This is a genomic window from Streptomyces sp. DT190 (genome assembly GCF_049846985.1).
Classification (GTDB): Bacteria; Actinomycetota; Actinomycetes; order Streptomycetales; family Streptomycetaceae; genus Streptomyces.
In genome coordinates this window covers 30,455-46,617 of the sequence record NZ_JBNCNM010000006.1, presented here as the reverse complement: position 1 = coordinate 46,617, position 16,163 = coordinate 30,455, and the positions used below count along the sequence as shown (strand labels likewise).

The 16,163-nt window shown below is 74.0% G+C and carries 13 protein-coding genes; 6 read left to right on the top strand and 7 right to left on the bottom strand.

Translation table 11 applies throughout. The features are described from left to right. The first annotated feature begins 76 nt into the window (after positions 1 to 76). On the top strand, positions 77 to 1,387 hold the full coding sequence (locus ACPXCS_RS13235; RefSeq protein ID WP_425947033.1) for an ABC transporter substrate-binding protein: 1,311 nt from the start codon (positions 77 to 79) through the stop codon (positions 1,385 to 1,387). 69 nt (positions 1,388 to 1,456) lie between these two features. Here the strand turns inward: ACPXCS_RS13235 and ACPXCS_RS13230 are convergent, their stop codons facing one another. Both ACPXCS_RS13230 and ACPXCS_RS13225 read right to left on the bottom strand, forming a co-directional pair. After that, on the bottom strand, positions 1,457 to 3,190 hold the full coding sequence (locus ACPXCS_RS13230; protein WP_425947035.1) for a hypothetical protein: 1,734 nt from the start codon (positions 3,188 to 3,190) through the stop codon (positions 1,457 to 1,459). A 201-nt stretch (positions 3,191 to 3,391) separates the two neighbouring features. Further along, complete coding sequence (locus ACPXCS_RS13225) at positions 3,392 to 4,777, bottom strand: transcriptional regulator (RefSeq protein WP_425947036.1); 1,386 nt, start codon at positions 4,775 to 4,777, stop codon at positions 3,392 to 3,394. A gap of 307 nt (positions 4,778 to 5,084) precedes the next feature. On the opposite strand from ACPXCS_RS13225, the gene ACPXCS_RS13220 reads away from it, so the two are divergent. The 3 genes from ACPXCS_RS13220 (at position 5,085) to ACPXCS_RS13210 (ending at position 8,236) form a co-directional block, all read left to right on the top strand. Next, positions 5,085 to 5,747, top strand: coding sequence for a bifunctional DNA primase/polymerase (locus ACPXCS_RS13220; protein ID WP_425947037.1), 663 nt, complete (start codon positions 5,085 to 5,087; stop codon positions 5,745 to 5,747). A gap of 108 nt (positions 5,748 to 5,855) precedes the next feature. Continuing rightward, positions 5,856 to 6,647, top strand: coding sequence for an ABC transporter ATP-binding protein (locus tag ACPXCS_RS13215; RefSeq protein ID WP_425947039.1), 792 nt, complete (start codon positions 5,856 to 5,858; stop codon positions 6,645 to 6,647). After that, entirely contained in the window at positions 6,644 to 8,236 is a 1,593-nt protein-coding gene (locus tag ACPXCS_RS13210; RefSeq protein WP_425947041.1) for a transporter, read from the top strand. The genes ACPXCS_RS13215 and ACPXCS_RS13210 overlap by 4 nt, the downstream gene beginning before the upstream one ends. Positions 8,237 to 8,312: 76 nt before the next feature. On the opposite strand, the gene ACPXCS_RS13205 is transcribed toward ACPXCS_RS13210, so the two are convergent. After that, positions 8,313 to 9,221 (bottom strand): alpha/beta fold hydrolase, encoded by a 909-nt coding sequence (locus ACPXCS_RS13205; protein WP_425947042.1) that lies wholly within the window; start codon positions 9,219 to 9,221, stop codon positions 8,313 to 8,315. Between the two features lie 584 nt (positions 9,222 to 9,805). Then, positions 9,806 to 10,498 carry a metal-dependent transcriptional regulator gene (locus ACPXCS_RS13200; RefSeq protein ID WP_010035781.1) on the bottom strand — a complete coding sequence of 231 codons (693 nt, stop codon included), beginning with the start codon at positions 10,496 to 10,498 and terminating at the stop codon, positions 9,806 to 9,808. Between the two features lie 285 nt (positions 10,499 to 10,783). Here ACPXCS_RS13200 and ACPXCS_RS13195 point away from each other — a divergent pair, with 285 nt between their 5' ends. Further along, positions 10,784 to 11,539, top strand: a complete 756-nt coding sequence (locus ACPXCS_RS13195) for an SIS domain-containing protein (RefSeq protein WP_425947043.1) — start codon at positions 10,784 to 10,786, stop codon at positions 11,537 to 11,539. Between the two features lie 59 nt (positions 11,540 to 11,598). Here the strand turns inward: ACPXCS_RS13195 and ACPXCS_RS13190 are convergent, their stop codons facing one another. From ACPXCS_RS13190 to ACPXCS_RS13180, 3 genes are all read right to left on the bottom strand, one after another. Further along, entirely contained in the window at positions 11,599 to 13,065 is a 1,467-nt protein-coding gene (locus ACPXCS_RS13190; RefSeq protein WP_425947045.1) for a PAS domain-containing protein, read from the bottom strand. 76 nt (positions 13,066 to 13,141) lie between these two features. Then, entirely contained in the window at positions 13,142 to 13,546 is a 405-nt protein-coding gene (locus ACPXCS_RS13185) for a RidA family protein (protein WP_425947047.1), read from the bottom strand. Positions 13,547 to 13,988: 442 nt separating this feature from the next. After that, positions 13,989 to 15,089 carry a citrate synthase 2 gene (locus tag ACPXCS_RS13180; RefSeq protein WP_425947049.1) on the bottom strand — a complete coding sequence of 367 codons (1,101 nt, stop codon included), beginning with the start codon at positions 15,087 to 15,089 and terminating at the stop codon, positions 13,989 to 13,991. A 284-nt stretch (positions 15,090 to 15,373) separates the two neighbouring features. Here ACPXCS_RS13180 and pdxH point away from each other — a divergent pair, with 284 nt between their 5' ends. Beyond that, a complete protein-coding gene (pdxH, locus tag ACPXCS_RS13175; protein WP_425947051.1) occupies positions 15,374 to 16,042 on the top strand; it encodes a pyridoxamine 5'-phosphate oxidase in 669 nt (222 codons plus the stop codon). Positions 16,043 to 16,163: the final 121 nt, after the last annotated feature.

Genomic DNA, 16,163 nt, shown 5'->3' with positions numbered 1-16,163 from the left:
TAATTCACCTGTGCGTCACCGATCGTTGACCACGGATCACTCACGGGTTAGCCATGTGACGGAATCGTGCGGAACCATGACCGGCAGGCGACGCACCCGCAGCACATCCCTCCCCGGCCTCCTCACCCGTCACGCCAGAAAAGGCGTCCTCTCCGCGGGCACGGCGGTCGCGTGCGCGTCGCTCCTCGCCGGCTGCGGGGTCGTCCCCGGCACCACGGGGGGCGCCGGGGACGACCCCATCACCGTCATGACGTGGGCGCCCGAGAAGACCAAGGCCACCAACAAGCCCGGCATGCCGGCCTTCGCCCGGGCCTACGCCCGCTGGGTGAACGCGAGCGGCGGCATCAACGGCCGCGAGCTGAAGGTGCTGACCTGCAACGACCACAACGACAGCGTGGACGCCGCGAAGTGCGCCCGGCAGGCGGTCAAGGAGAACGTGGTCGCGGTCGTCGGATCCTACAGCCAGTACGCCGACTCCTTCTTCCCCTCCCTGGAGGGCGCCGGCATCCCCTACATAGGCGGCTACGGCATCACCAACGCCGAGTTCACCAGCCCGCTGTCCTACCCGGTCAACGGCGGCCAGCCCGCCCTGCTCGCCGGACTCGGCAGCGCGCTCGCCGACTGCGGGCCGGTCGCCCTGGTCCGGCCCGACACCATCGCGGGCGACCAGCTGCCGCCGCTGCTCGACTCGGGCCTGAAGGCGGGCGGGCACGACCCGGCGCGCGACCAGCGCGCCCCGGAGGACGCCACCGAGTACGACGGCCACGCCGCGCGGGCGCTGCGGTCGACGACGACCGACCCGGAGGACGAGGGCTGCGTGGTACCCGCGCTCGGGGACCGCAACGGCACCTTCATGGACTCCTTCCGCCGGGCCCGCGAGGACTACCCCGACGTACGGACGGCCGCGGTGCTCGGCAGCGTCGACCAGACGGTCATCGACGCGACCGGCGGGGCCTCGGGGCCCTACGAGGGCTCGTACATCACCGGCTGGTACCCCGTGGCGAGCGATCCGCGCTGGGACGCGATGAAGCGCGTGATCAAGGAGGAGGCCTTCGGCGACAACCGCATCGACCCCGCGGACGCCGGAGTGCAGACCACGTGGATCGCCTACACCGTCTTCCACCGGGTCGTGGAGTCGCTCGGCGGCGGCGAGGTGAGCGCCGACACGGTGACCGAGGCCCTCGACGACGGACTCGAAGTCGGCACCGGTGGTCTCACGCCGACCCTCAGGTGGCGCTTCCAGGACAAGCTCGCCTCCGTCGGCTTCCCGCGGCTGGTCAACGCGAACGTGACCCTGCAGGTGGTGCGCGAGGGACGGCTGGTGTCGGCGCGCAAGGGCTTCGTCGACACGACCCGCACGCTGCAGGACGCCGACGTCACCTACTAGGCGTGCGCCCCGGCCCTGAGGCGTGAGCCCCGGCGGTCGCCGCCGGGGCCCGGTCCGGCCCGGGCCGGGTCACAGCTGCGTCGGCTGCCGCTCGGTCAGGCCGTAGGTCTTGGCGATGCTGTTCCACAGCGTGGCCGCCTTGGCCTTCTGGGCGCTCGCCACGCCGCTGGCCCGGTTGCCGGCCTGAGTCTGGGCGGTGACCCGGGCCTGCCCCTTCTTGCAGCCCTTCTTGCCTGCGGTCTGGTCGGCCCACGCCGCGTAGTGGTTGTCGGCGGAGGCGGAGGCCTGCCACGCCTTGGTGAGGGCCGTGGTGAGCGCGGCGTGGTCGGGCAGCCGGTCGACCTCGATGGCGCCGAGCCGGGTGACCAGCTGCGTGCGCTGCCCGGCCGCGTCACGCAGGTCCTTGGCGGCCTGGGCGAGGTTGTCGCAGCCCTTGACGTCCGCCACCGCGTTGATCACGGCACTGCGGCTGTCGCCGCTGTCGGCGAGCAGCTTGTCCAGCTCGACGGCCTGGGCGCGGGCCGGGTCGGCGGAGGGCGACGCGGACCCGTCCGTCGCGGGCGCGGAGGCGGCCACGGTCTTGTTGTCGTCGCCGCCCTCGTCCCCGCCCCCGCCGGCCAGCAGCGCGCCCGCGCCGACGCCCAGGACGGCTATGCCGATGCCGACGGCGGCGATGACGGGGACGCGCGAGCCGGTCCGGCCGCCCCGGGAGCGGCCGGCGGGGGGCGCGGCGTGGGAGGTCTGGGGCTGCCGGGACTCGACGCGGGGCAGCTGCTGGGTGGCCCCGGCGGGGGCCGCGGCGGCCCGGTCGTCGCGGAAGAGGTGGCCGAACTCGGCGGGCGGCTGCCGGTCCGCGCCGCCGGGCACCGGCGCAATGTACTGCGTGGCCTCGGCGTCCGGGTGGGAGGCGGGCGGCAGCGGCCCGGCCCCGGCGCGCGGCCCGGTGCCCAGGAACCGCGTCGCCTCGGGGTCCTCCCCGGCGGACGACTCGGGCGGCAGCGCCCCCGGTCCGACCGGGGGTATGTACTGGGTGGCCCCTTCGTCGGCGGCCGCGGGGACGGGCGGCAGGTACTGCGTGGCCGCGGCGGCCCCGTCCCCGGCGACGGGCGGCAGGTACTGCGTCGCCCCCTCGTCGGCCGCGGGCAGCGGGGCGCCCGCGGGACCGTGTCCCTGGGCCCCGGCCGGGGCTCCGTACGCGCCGGAGGAGGGCGGCAGGCCGCCCGCGGGCGGCCCGTAGGCGTCCGCGGCGGGCGGCAGCGGGGCCGCCCCGGCGCCGTACGCACCGGAGGACGGCGGCAGGCCGCCTCCGGCCGGGGACCCGTAGCCGTCCGTGCCCTGCGGCCCGCCCGGGTGCCCGCCGGCCCCTTCCGGCGGCAGCGGGGCGCCGCCGTAGGCACCCGCCTGCGGCGGGGCCGGGTCGTACGGGGCGTGGTGCGGGGGCCGGGCGTACGGGTCCGGCGTATGGGCGTCCTGCTGCGGGAGCGCTCCCGGGTCCTGCGGAGCGGGCCCGCGGCCGTCCCAGCCCTGCTGCTCCGGCGTCTGCCACTGCTGGGGCGGCGGGGACTGCCAGGTCTGGCCCGGCTGCGGGGACGCCTGCTGCTCGGGGCCCCAGGGCCCGCCCCAGGTCCGGCCCTCGGCGGGGGCCTGCCCCGACGAGGACGGCGCGGCCCGGCGGCCCGCCTGGGCGTCGCCGGGTCCGCCCGTCATGCCCGGCAGCAGGGGTTCGCCACCGTCCGAGGGCAGCACGATGCCTTCGCGCGCGGGGCGCGCCGAGGGCTCCTCGCCCTGTCCACTCTGCGTCACCGGGACTCCTACTAATGGGGGACCTTGTGAATCGTCGGGTCACGCTACCGGGTCCCCTGAGCCCCGTGCCACGCAGCACAGGGCGCGACCTCCTGCCCTGTGAGCGCGGTAACAACACCGGGTCACGGCACGCCTTGCACGTCACCTCCCGCCCGTCGAGCGGCCGTTTCCCGGACGTTCACCCCTGTGCGGGGCCGGTGTTCACGCCGCCGCCTGCAGGTCGAGCCGGGCGCCGAACTCCCGGACCACCGCCTCGTCCCGGTACGGCTCCAGCCGCTGCTGGAAGTCCTCCAGGTACTCGGCGCCCCGGTTGGAGCGCAGCCCTTCCAGCAGTTCGACGGCCTTCATGCCCGTGTTGCACGCCTCTTCGATCTCGCGCTGCTGCACCTGCGCTGTGGCGAGCAACACATATCCGATGGCCCGGCGGCGGGCCCGCGTCCCGGGGTGCCCGGCCAGCGACTCCTGCGCGCACCGCGCCGCCGCCTCGGCCTGCCCCAGGTCCCGGTGGCAGTGGGCCAACTCGTCGGCGAGGTAGGCCTCGTCGAAGTGCGCGATCCACACCGGGTCGTCCCCGGTGGCCGGGTCGGCCGCCTCCAGGGCGCTCACCGCGCGCCCGGCCGCGACCTGGGCGGCGCGCGCGTCGCCCAGCAGGGCGTGCCCGCGCGCCTCCGCCGCGTGGAACATGGACTCCGCGCGCGGCGTGACGCGCCCCCGCGCTCCCTCCTGCGCCGCCCGCGCCAACTGCGCGATCTCGCGCGGGTTCCCGAGCTGCGCGGCCAGGTGGCTCATGGAGGCCGCGAGGACGTACCCGCCGTACCCGCGGTCCCCGGCCGCCTGGGCGAGCCGCAGGGCCTGGATGTAGTAGCGCTGGGCGAGCCCCGGCTGGCCCGTGTCGACGGCCATGTACCCGGCGAGTTCCGTCAGCCGCGCCACCGCGGCGAACAGGTCCCGCCCCACCGCCTCCCGGTACGACCCCGCCAGCAGCCCCGAGACCACGCTGTTGAGGTAGTGCACGACCACCGGGCGCACGTGCCCGCTGCCGTACTGGTGGTCGAGGTCCACCAGCGCCTGCGTCATGGCCCGCACGGCCTGCACGTCGGACTGCCCGACCCGCGGCCCGGCCGACCGCGACACCTGCGAGTCCGGCGCGGAGATCAGCCAGTCGCGGCTGGGCTCGACCAGCGCGGACGCGGCGACGGAGGAGCCGGACAGGAAGTCCCGCCGCCCCACGTCGCTGCGCCACAGCTCGCAGACCTGCTCGATGGCCCCCAGCACCGTCGGCGAGAACTGCAGGCCGACTCCCGAGGCGAGGTTCTTGCCGTTGGCCATGCCGATCTCGTCGATCGTGACCGTACGGCCGAGTTTGCGGCCCAGCGCCTCGGCGATGATCGCCGGGGCCCGGCCCCGCGGTTGCTGCCCGCGCAGCCAGCGCGCCACGGACGTCTTGTCGTAGCGCAGGTCGAGTCCGTGCTCGGCTCCGCACATGTTGACCCGGCGGGCGAGGCCGGCGTTGGAGCAACCGGCTTCCTGGATGAGCGCCTGGAGCCGTTCGTTCGGCTGCCGGGCGACGAGCGGCCTTGCGGCCATGGCGTACCCCCTGTGGCTGCGGTGCCTGCCCACGCACCGAGTTGACGTGTCTTCCGCGGCCGGGGTCCCTCGCGTCCCGGCGAACAGATCCGGCCGTGAAGATCAATGCCCCGCCGACCAGGCGAAAATGCGAGGCATGTGAGGATTGCCGGGGTAACGGCTGGTGCCGGCCCCACACGTGGCTACCCACCTCCGGCCACCGATCCTCCTGCGCGCCCCCGCACATGCACCCATGCGCCCCGGCCCCGGACGCGGTGCTCCTCCCCGCGCACGCGGGCGGGCGTAACCCCTGGTGACGACCGGAGTTGTGTTCATCGTGGAAGAGACGATCGCCGGCACCGAAGCCGCTCAGATCCCGAAGCAGCGCGGGGAATCGCTGCTGGAGACCGCCGTCCGCTACGCCGAGGAGCGCCACTGGGACGTGTTCCCGGGCACCTGGCTGGAAGCCGTCGACGGCAGTCAGCGCTGCTCGTGCGGTGACGCCGCGTGTCCGGCACCCGGTTCGCACCCGGCGCGTCCGGACTGGGCGACGCAGGCGACGGGGAGCGCGACGGTCGCGCGCCGGATGTGGCAGAAGCAGCCGACGGCGTCCATCCTGCTGCCCACGGGGCGGACGTTCGACGCGATCTCCGTGCCGGAGACGGCCGGGTTCCTGGCGCTGGCGCGGATGGAGCGGATGGAGCTGACGCTGGGGCCGGTGACGCTCACGCCGGACCGGCGGATGGAGTTCTTCGTGCTGCCGGGGGCCGCCGCGAAGGTGCCCGATCTGGTGCGCAAGCTGGGCTGGTCGGTGTCGTCGCTGGATCTGACGGTGCTGGGCGAGGGCGCGTACGTGGCCGCGCCGCCCACGCGGTTCGGGTCGCGGGGTGCCGTGCAGTGGGCCTGCCGGCCGACGCCCGCGAACCGGTGGCTGCCGGACGCGGAGGAGTTGATCTCGCCGTTGGCCTATGCGTGCGGCAGGGATCGTTAGGCGCCCGTTCGTCTGCCCCTTTGCGTTGTGCGGCGACCGCGGGCCGTCCGGGGTTGCTCGCGCAGTTCCCCGCGCCCCTGAGGCATCACCGAAACCGTAGGGTGCAGGGTGACGGAGGGAGACGCGGTGGGATCCAGCGCTGTACGGGTGCAGGGGCTGTGGAAGCGGTTCGGGCAGCAGGTCGCTGTCGCCGGGATCGATCTGGAGCTGCCCGCGGGCAAGTTCATCGGGCTCGTCGGGCCGAACGGGGCCGGGAAGACCACCACGCTGTCCATGGTGACCGGGCTGCTCCGGCCCGACCAGGGGACCGTCGAGATCGTCGGGCACGACGTGTGGCGGGATCCCGTCGAGGTGAAGGCCCGGATCGGGGTGCTGCCGGAGGGACTGCGGCTGTTCGAGAGGCTGTCGGGGCGGGAACTGCTGGCGTATTCGGGCCGGTTGCGCGGGCTGCCCGGCGCCGAGGTCGACAAGCGGGCCACCCAGCTCCTCGACGTCCTCGACCTGGCCGGCGCCCAGCACAAGCTCGTCGTCGACTACTCGACCGGCATGCGCAAGAAGATCGGCCTCGCCGCCGCCCTCCTCCACAATCCCGAAGTGCTCTTCCTGGACGAGCCGTTCGAGGGCGTCGACCCCGTCTCCGCCCAGACCATCCGCGGCGTGCTGGAGCGGTACACCGCCTCGGGCGCCACCGTGGTGTTCTCCTCCCACGTCATGGAGCTCGTCGAGTCGCTGTGCGACTGGGTCGCGGTGATGGCCGCCGGGCGGATCCGCGCCACCGGGACCCTCGCCGAGGTGCGCGGTGACGCGCCCTCACTGCAGCGGGCGTTCCTCGAACTCGTCGGCGCCCAGGGCCGGGACGCCGGATCCGACCTCGACTGGCTGGGCGGCGGATCCCGGTGAGCGCCCCCGCCCTCACCCCCGTCTTCGTCCGGCTGAAGCTGTCCCTGCTGCGCAACGGGCTGCGGCAGTCCGGCGGGCGGACGGCCGCCTACGTCACCTCGGCGGCCTTCGCGCTGCTGTTCGCCGCGCTGCAGCTGATCGGCCTGATCGCGCTGCGCGGGCACGCGCACGCCGAGTCGGTGGTCGTGCTGGCGGTGGCGGTGCTGGCGCTCGGGTGGGCCGTGATGCCGCTGTTCTTCCCCAGCGGCGACGAGACCCTCGATCCGACCCGGCTGGTGATGCTGCCCCTGCGGCCCCGGCCGCTGGTGGGGGCGCTGCTCACGGCCTCGCTGGTGGGGATCGGGCCCCTGTTCACGCTGTGCCTGCTGGCCGGTTCGGTGATCGCGGTGGCCCGGGGCGGGGCCGCGTTCGCGGTGGGCGTGGTCGCCGTCGTGCTGGCGCTGCTGGTGTGCGTGGCCCTCGCGCGGGCCGTGGCCGCCGCCAACGTACGGCTGCTGTCGAGCCGCAAGGGGCACGATCTCGCGGTGCTGAGCGGACTCGTCATCGCCCTCGGGGCGCAGGTGGTCAACTTCGGCGCCCAGCGCATCGGGACGTCGGGGCTCGGCGAGCTGGACCCGGCCGGGGACGTGCTGCAGTGGGTGCCGCCCGCCTCCGCGATCGGGGCCGTGCACGCGGTGAGCGAGGGGTCGTACGCACGCGCCGTCGCACAACTGGCGCTCAGCGCGGGCGCGCTGGTGGCGCTGCTCGCGGTGTGGTCCCGGCATCTGACCCGGCTGATGACCTCGCCCGACGGCTCGACCCTGCCGACGGCCGGCAGCGCCGCCCGCGAGCGGTCGTCGACCGGGCTCGCGCGGCTGCTGCCCGCCGGCCGTACGGGCACCGTCATGGAGCGCAGTCTGCGCTATGTGTGGCGCGACCCGAAGACCAAGGCGGCCTGGGTGACCTCGCTGGCCATCGGGCTGATCGTGCCGGTCTTCAACGCCTGGCAGGGCACCGGGTCCGTGTACTTCGCGTGCTTCGCGGCCGGGATGCTCGGCATCCAGATGTACAACCAGTTCGGGCAGGACTCCTCGGCGTTCTGGATGGTCGCGACGACGATCTCCTCCACCCGTGACGCCTACGTCGAGCTGCGCGCCCGCGCCTGCGCCCTGCTGCTGATCACCCTGCCGTACGCCGCGCTCGTCACCGTCCTCACGACGGCCCTGCTCGGCGACTGGCGGCGGTTGCCGGAGGCGCTGGGGCTGTCCTTCGCGCTGCTCGGCGCGATGCTCGCGACCGGGGCGTGGACGTCCGCCCGCTTCCCCTACTCCATCCCGCAGGAGGGCTACAAGAACGTCGCCCCCGGGCAGACCGGGCTGGCCTGGATCTCCATCTTCGGCGGGATGATCGGGGCCGCCCTGCTGTGCGCGCCCGTCATCGCGCTGACGATCTGGCTGAACCTGAGCGCGGACGGCGAGGACGTCGCCTGGCTGCTGCTGCCCGCGGGCTCGCTGTACGGGGCCGCGCTCACGGTGGCGGGGCTGCGGCTGGCCGCTCCCCGGACGGCCGGGCGGCTGCCGGAGATCCTGCAGGCGGTCAGCAAGGGGTGAGGGGGCGCCGGCCGTCACCCGGGCCGGTTGTCACCCGGGCCGGTCGTCGCCCGGGCGGTCGTCGCCCGGGCCGGTGTCAGTCGTCGCCGAGCGAGTCCAGGAACGGCTCGATGGCCGCGCGCCAGGCCTCCGGCTGGTCGTAGTGGACGAGGTGACCGGCGTCGGCGACCTCCGCGTACTGGCCGCGCGGCAGGACGCGGACCATCTCCTGGGCCTCGGCGCGGCCCAGCTCGCCGTCCAGGCCCCGCACCACCAGGGCGGGGCACCGCACCTGGGCCAGCTCCTCCCAGTGCGCGTCGTACACCCAGGTCTCGCGGGAGCGGAGCATCTGTTCCGGTTCGAAGACGGGGCGCCAGCCGTTCGGGGACTCGGCCATCACCTCGGCGTAGAACTCGCCGCGGGCCGGGTTGGGCCGCTCCACCCAGGGGTCGTCCTCGCCGAACCACTTGCGGACGTCGGCCAGCGTGGCGAACGGCAGCGGCCAGGAGTCGAACCACTGGGCCCACTCGCGCTGCGACGCGGCGCCGAGCGCGGAGGCCCGCATGTCGCAGATGATCAGCCCGCGCACCAGGTCCGGACGCCGGGCGGCGAGCTGCCAGGCGGTCAGCGCCCCCATGGCGTGGCCGATGAGGACCACCGGGTCGAGACCGAGCTGCTCCAGGGCGGCCTCGGCGTCGTCGACGTAGGCGTCCCGGGTGAAGGCACCCCGCGGGGGCTTGTCGCTGCGGCCGTGGCCGCGCTGGTCGAGGGCGACCGCGCGGTACCGGCCGGAGAGCCACCGGGCGGTGGGCGCCCAGTGCGAGGCGCGGCCCATGAGGCCGTGCAATAAGAGCACGCCCGGGGAGCCGCCGGCCCCCGCCCGGCCGCCGTGCCCCTCCGCCGCGCCCGGCCCGTCCTGCGCCGGATCCGTCTTGGGCGGGTCGCCGAACTCCCAGGCCGCGAGGCGTACGCCGTCCGTCCCGGTCACGTCGATGCGTCGCGCCATGTCCTGGCACCCCCCAAGCTTCGCGCGGACCGCGGCCCTACGGCCGGACGGTCCTGTGAACCGTGTTCTGCCTGCTGTGCCTGTTTCTGCCGGGTCCCTGTCGAACCTGTGCCCTGTGTCGCCCGCAGACTATCGAATGCGCTTTCGAAGATGCGGTTCTGGCGGACAACACCCCTCGTTCGAGTGACCGCCCTCGGGGATTGAGCGCCGCCGCCGAGGGGAGATCTTCAGCGGGGGGCGGACCGCTCGGGGAAACCGGTCCGCGGGGGATGACCCTGAGAGCTCGGGGCTCCGGGTCAGCACAGGGGAGGACAGGCCCCGGCGCCAAGCGGCGCCGGGGCCCTCTCCGTCCGAACGGCACATCCTCCCGCCCCCTCTCCGGCCGGGCGACATCGCTGTCAGGCCACGGCCAAGAGCCCCTCAGGTCATATGCCCCACGCGACAGCGTCGCACGGGAAGCGAACGAGCGCTGCCATTCGACGGACTGAATCCGGGAAGCGGTACGGATCACGCCACCGACGCAAGCGCCCCCGGCGTCACGGCAGTTGCCACCGGACCGCGGACCGTCGGCGGCCGTCCGCCGGTCAGGGCTTGGCGACGAACACGTGGGACGCCACGTCCGACTCCAGTTCGGCGGCCTCGCCGCCGCTGCCCACCAGCACACCGCCCGCCGACTCCGTCACGCTCACCACGGAGCCCGGCTGCACGCCCGCCCGCCGCAGCGTGTACATCAGCTGCGCGTCCGTCTGGATCGGCTCGCCGATCCGGCGCACCACGACCGTCTTGCCCTCGGCGCCCGGGTCGAGGCTGGCCAGCGACACCATGCCCTCGTCCAGGAACGGGTCGGCGCCGTCCTTCTCGCCCAGCTCCTCCAGACCCGGGATGGGGTTGCCGTACGGCGACTCCGTCGGGTGCCGCAGCAGCTCCAGGACGCGGCGCTCCACGGCCTCGCTCATCACGTGCTCCCAGCGGCACGCCTCGGCGTGGACCTGCTCCCACTCCAGACCGATCACGTCGACCAGCAGACACTCGGCCAGGCGGTGCTTGCGCATGACGCGGGTGGCGAGGCGGCGGCCCTCGTCCGTGAGCTCCAGGTGCCGGTCGCTGGCGACGGACACCAGGCCGTCGCGCTCCATCCGCGCCACAGTCTGGCTCACCGTCGGGCCGCTCTGGTCGAGCCGCTCGGCGATACGGGCGCGCATGGGGACCACACCCTCTTCCTCCAGCTCGAGGATGGTGCGGAGATACATCTCCGTGGTGTCGATCAGTCCGGACATACGTGCCCCTCGAATGAGATCTGCCGGAGGCTGGACGGCTCACCGGCGTGTGCGCTGGCCCTGCACCCAATTCTGCCGGATACCACCGACAACCGTGCCGCGGGCGGGAAAGCGGGGGATTACCGGGCCCCGGAGCAGGGTACGGACATCCGCTTCACGGCCCTCGGCCGCCGGGGGCCGTCGCCCCGGCCCGGCGCGGCCACGGCCGTATTGACACCGCACTGGTCCAGACCGCACCGTGATGCGCGGCACACGCCCATGAGGCCAGTTGGAAGGGGATCCCGTATGAGCGACCGCGCGCCCGCCGGCCAGTTCCTCGACGCCGCGATCGACCTGCTGCGGCAGGTCCGCGACGAGGAGGCCGACAGCATCGCGGCCGCCGGGACGCTCCTGGCGGACACCATCGAGAACGGCGGCCGGCTCTTCGCCTTCGGCGCCGGGCACTCCTCCCTCGCCGCACAGGACCTCGTCTACCGCGCCGGCGGACTGGCGCTGATGAACCTCCTCGCCGTGCCGGGCGTCGTCGGCGTCGACGTCATGCCCGCACCGCTCGGCTCCGCCCTGGAGCGCGTCGACGGCCTCGCGAGCGCCGTCCTGGACTGCTCCCCGCTCCGCGCGGGCGACGCCCTGCTGATCATCTCCCTGTCCGGGCGCAACGCCCTGCCCGTGGAGATGGCCCTGCACGCACGCGCCCTGGGCGTGAAGGTGATCGGCGTGACATCGGTGGCGTACGCCGCGCAGACCACCTCCCGGCACACCTCGGGCACCTACCTGAAGGACCACTGCGATCTCGTCCTCGACTCGAAGATCGCGGTCGGCGACGCGGAACTCACCCACGAGAAGGTGCCCGCGCCCTTCGCCCCGGCCTCCACGGTCGTCACCTCCGCTCTCCTCCAGGCCGTCATGGCCACGACGGCCACGACCCTCGCCGACCGGGGCGTCGAGCCGCCGCTGCTGCGGTCCGGGAACGTCGACGGGGGACACGAGTGGAACACCCGGGTCATGGAGCGGTACGGGGACCGCATCTTCTACCGCCACTGAGCGGACGGCTCCCCCGGCGCCGGAGGGAACGGCTCCACCCCGCCCGGCGGACGGCCCGGTCACCTCTCCTCGGGCGGTTCCGCCAGGTCCCTCAGGTCCAGCGCCGTCGCGATGCGCACCGCCACGTCCTCCGCGTACATCGCGTCGGACCGCTCGAAGGCGCTGCGGCCCGCGCCCCGCAGAAACGTCACGACCCCCAGCGTGCGCCCCCGGCTGCGCAGCACCGCGCACAGGGCGTGCACCGCGTCCGGCGGCCACTGGCGCGCCAGCGCCCACTCCCGCGCCCGCTCGGCCGGAGCGGCGCCCGCGCTCGCCCGCAGCGCCCCCGCGCGCTCCACGCACTGCAGCGCCGGGTGGCCCTCCGGGTAGCGCACGGGCAGCCCCGCCCGGCCCGTGAACCTGCTCGGCCCGGGGGCGCCGGCGGGCGTGGCGGCGACCCGCACCAGCCGGACCGGGCCCTCGGCCTCCGGGTCGGCCTGCGCGCCACCGGCCACCCGGTCGATCAGCGCGTGGTCGGCGAATCCGGCCAGGGCGAAGTCCAGGTGGACCGTCGCCGCCTCCGCCGGGTCCTCGCACTCGGCGGCCGCCCGCGACGCCCGGTGCAGCTGCTGCGTGCGGAACCGCAGCAGCGACGCCTCCTGCTCGTTCTGCTTGGACTCCGTCACGTCCTGGAACAGCCAGCCCACCCCCAGCGGGACCGGCTCCTCCGCGAGCGGCGAGGCCAGCCGCAGGAAGCCGCTGCGCCAGCACCGCCGCCGCTCCCCGTCGGGCGAGCGGACACTCACCCACATCTCGGCCGGTGCGGGCGGGGCGCCCTCCGCCAGCACGTGCTGCAGCGCGCTCTCCAGCTCCTCCACGCCCTGCGACAGCAGCTCCCCGAGCGGCCGTCCGAGCACCGACGTACGGCCCGTGCCCAGCGCCCGGGCCGCGTGCGCGTTCACCACGGCCGGCCGCAGGTCGACGTCGACCAGGACGACACCCCAGGCGGCGTCCTCGAACAGCGCCTCGCTCAGCGCGATGGATCGCTCCAGGTCGATCTGCGCGTGCACCTCGCTGAACGCGCAGTAGACCCCGGCCGGCTTCCCGTCGGGCCCGCGCACGGCCGCCGACTGCGTCCGCACCAGGACCCGGCCGCCGTCCTTCGTCAGCAGCGCGAACTCGTGCACCTGGCGGCCCGGGGCGTGCATGGCCGACAGCAGCCGCTCCTCGACCTCACCGGCGTCGGCGCTGCGCACCGCCCAGCCGGCCAGGCCGCGCTTGCCGACGGCCTCGTCGGCGCTCCATCCGAGGATCCGCTCGGCCTCGCGGTTCCAGTGCGTGACGACGCCGTCGGCGTCGAAGGCGCACAGCGCCGCGTCCATCCCGTCCAGCAGCGCGGCAAGCAGATCCGAACCATCCGCACCGTCCCGCCCGGGCTCGTCCGGCCCCAGCTCGTCGGTGGTCCCACTACGCCGGGAAGCACTCACCTGGACCCCCTGCAGGCTGCGTCCGCACGTACGGCACGCCGGTTCGCTCCTTGCCCTCATTCAACTGGAACGTGACCCAGCGCACACCGAGTTCCCACAACATTGAAAGAATCGTTGTACGCGGGCAATCACCACGTCAACGGCCCGTGACAGCACCGCTGCCGCGGCGCGCGTCCACCTCGATCTCGATCCTCATCCGGGGGTCGGCCAGACCGCACACCATCATCGTCGCGGCCGGCCGCACCTCGCCGAAGCACGCGCGCAGCACCGGCCAGCACGGCTCGAAGTCCTCCCGGTCGGGCAGCAGGTACCGCACGCGCACGACGTCCGCGAAGGTGCAGCCGGCCTTCTCGAGGGCGTCGCCGATGTTGCGCAGGCACTGTTCGGCCTGCTCCACCACGTCCTCGGAGATCGTCATGGTCGCGTAGTCGAACCCGGTCGTGCCGGACACGTGCACCCGGTCCCCGTCGACGACGGCCCGGGCGTACCCGATCCGCTCCTCGAACACCGAACCGCCGATAACCGCCTGCCGTCGCGTCATGGGGTCAAGGTCTCAGAAAAACAGTTGATGCGGGCCGGGACGGTTTCCTAGGGTTCCAGGTACACGAGAGAGGAGGTGGTTCGGCAGATGTATGGAAACCGGACGCGTGAGGTGGCTGCGGGCTAGCGGCCCGACACCACACTCGGTGCGGTGCCGAGCCAGCGCGTGATCGACGCGTGCAGCCGGCCCAATCTCAAGCAGTCACCCGACCCGCGAGTCGCCGGTACGTCCGGCCGGCTCCTCCCCGGAGGAACCAGACTCGCGGGTCGTCTGCGTTCTCCGCCGGGTTCGCGGGTGATCGGTGATGCCGGTTCCCACCCGGCCACGCGGTGATGTCCGGTCCCCCGGCTGCTCGGTGCTGCTCCTCGACGATCCGACCGGCTCGCGGAGCCCGGTGGGCTGGCGGCCTCACCCGGGGACGGGTGAGGCCGTGAGGGGCGGGTCAGTGGGCGATGTCCTCGTAGCCCTCGATCTCGCGGGGGTTGCGGCTGCCCGGGCCGACGTAGCGGGCCGAGGGGCGGACCAGGCGGCCCGTGCGCTTCTGCTCCAGGATGTGGGCGGACCAGCCGGCCGTACGGGCGCAGGTGAACATGGACGTGAACATGTGCGCCGGGACCTCGGCGAAGTCCAGGACGATGGCCGCCCAGAACTCCACGTTGGTGGCCAGGACGCGGTCGGGGCGGCGGGCGTGGAGCTCCGCCAGGGCCGCCTTCTCCAGGGCCTCGGCGACCTCGTAGCGCGGGGCGCCCAGTTCGCGGGCCGTGCGGCGCAGGACCCGCGCCCTCGGGTCCTCGGCGCGGTAGACGCGGTGGCCGAAGCCCATGAGGCGCTCGCCCTTGTCGAGGGTCTGCTTGACGTAGGCCTCCGCGTCGCCCGTGCGCTCGATCTCCTCGATCATGTGCAGGACCCGGGACGGGGCACCGCCGTGCAGCGGACCCGACATGGCCCCCACCGCGCCGGACAGCGCGGCCGCGACGTCCGCGCCGGTGGAGGCGATGACCCGGGCCGTGAACGTGGAGGCGTTCATGCCGTGCTCGGCGGCGCTCGTCCAGTAGGCGTCCACCGCCGCCACGTGCTTGGGGTCCGGCTCGCCCCGCCAGCGGATCATGAACCGCTCCACGACGGAGTGGGCCTTGTCGATCTCCCGCTGCGGCACCATGGGCAGGCCCTGGCCGCGGGCCGACTGGGCCACGTACGACAACGCCATGACGGCCGCCCGGGCCAGGTCCTCGCGGGCCTCCTCGGCATCGATGTCGAGCAGCGGCTTCAGGCCCCAGACGGGCGCCAGCATCGCCAGCGCGGACTGGACGTCGACCCGGATGTCACCGGAGTGGACGGGGATGGGGAACGGCTCGGCGGGGGGCAGGCCCGGATTGAACGCCCCGTCGACGAGCAGGCCCCAGACGTTGCCGAAGGAGACGTGGCCGACGAGGTCCTCGATGTCGACGCCCCGGTACCGGAGTGCGCCGCCCTCCTTATCCGGTTCGGCGATCTCCGTCTCGAACGCGACGACTCCCTCGAGCCCGGGTACGAAGTCGGACATCAGGCGGCTCCTCGTGATGTAAGCGACAGATGGTGTGATGTGGGGTGGAACGTGCGAACCATGTGTCAGTCAGCTGGCGAAGCGGGCGCCGTCCAGAGGATCCGCGGTCGTCTGCGGCGACTCGCGGTCCCGGCCGGTTGCCCCTGTGATGCCCCGAACGGTCGGCGGTCACCCAACCGCAACGGCACGGAAACGATATCTCCGAGTGCCACGGTTGGGGAGGGTTCGCGGCACTCAGTGCCAGGCAGTGACGAAGGACACCGTCCATACGGCAAGATGACCGGGTGACCGACCGCGACGACGTCCCCCTCGATCCGGCCTCGATGCGCAAGCAGTACCGGGCGGAGGGCCTCTCCGAGCACGAGCTGGCCGCCACGCCCGTGGAGCAGTTCGCGCGCTGGTTCAAACAGGCCGCGACGGACGGCGGGCTGTTCGAGCCGAACGCCATGGTCGTCTCGACGGCCGACGCCGAGGGCCGGCCCAGCGCCCGTACGGTGCTGCTGAAGCACTTCGACGCGCAGGGCTTCGTCTTCTACACCAACTACGACTCCCGCAAGGCCCGCGACCTGGCGGAGAACCCGTACGTCTCGCTGCTGTTCCCCTGGCACCCCATGGCCCGGCAGGTCGTCGTCACGGGGGTGGCCCGCCGCACCGGGCGTGACGAGACGGCCGCCTACTTCCGCACCCGCCCGCACGGCTCCCAGCTCGGGGCGTGGGCCAGCGCCCAGTCCTCGGTGATCTCCACCCGGGCCGACATCGACGGCGCCTACGCCGAGCTGGCCGCCCGCTACCCGGAGGGCGAGCAGGTGCCGGTGCCGCCGCACTGGGGCGGTTTCCGGGTGGCGCCGCAGACGGTGGAGTTCTGGCAGGGCCGCGAGAACCGGCTGCACGACCGCCTGCGCTACGTGGAGCAGCCGGACGGCAGCTGGCGCGTGGAGCGGCTCAGCCCCTGAGGCGCCGCCCGGCGACGGCCCCTCGCGCAGGCGGCGCAGGCGAAGGACCCGGCGCGGTGCGGGCACACGGCCCGCCGGGCCAGGGCCCGGCGTCCGCCGCGGTCGCGACCGGGCCGACGAT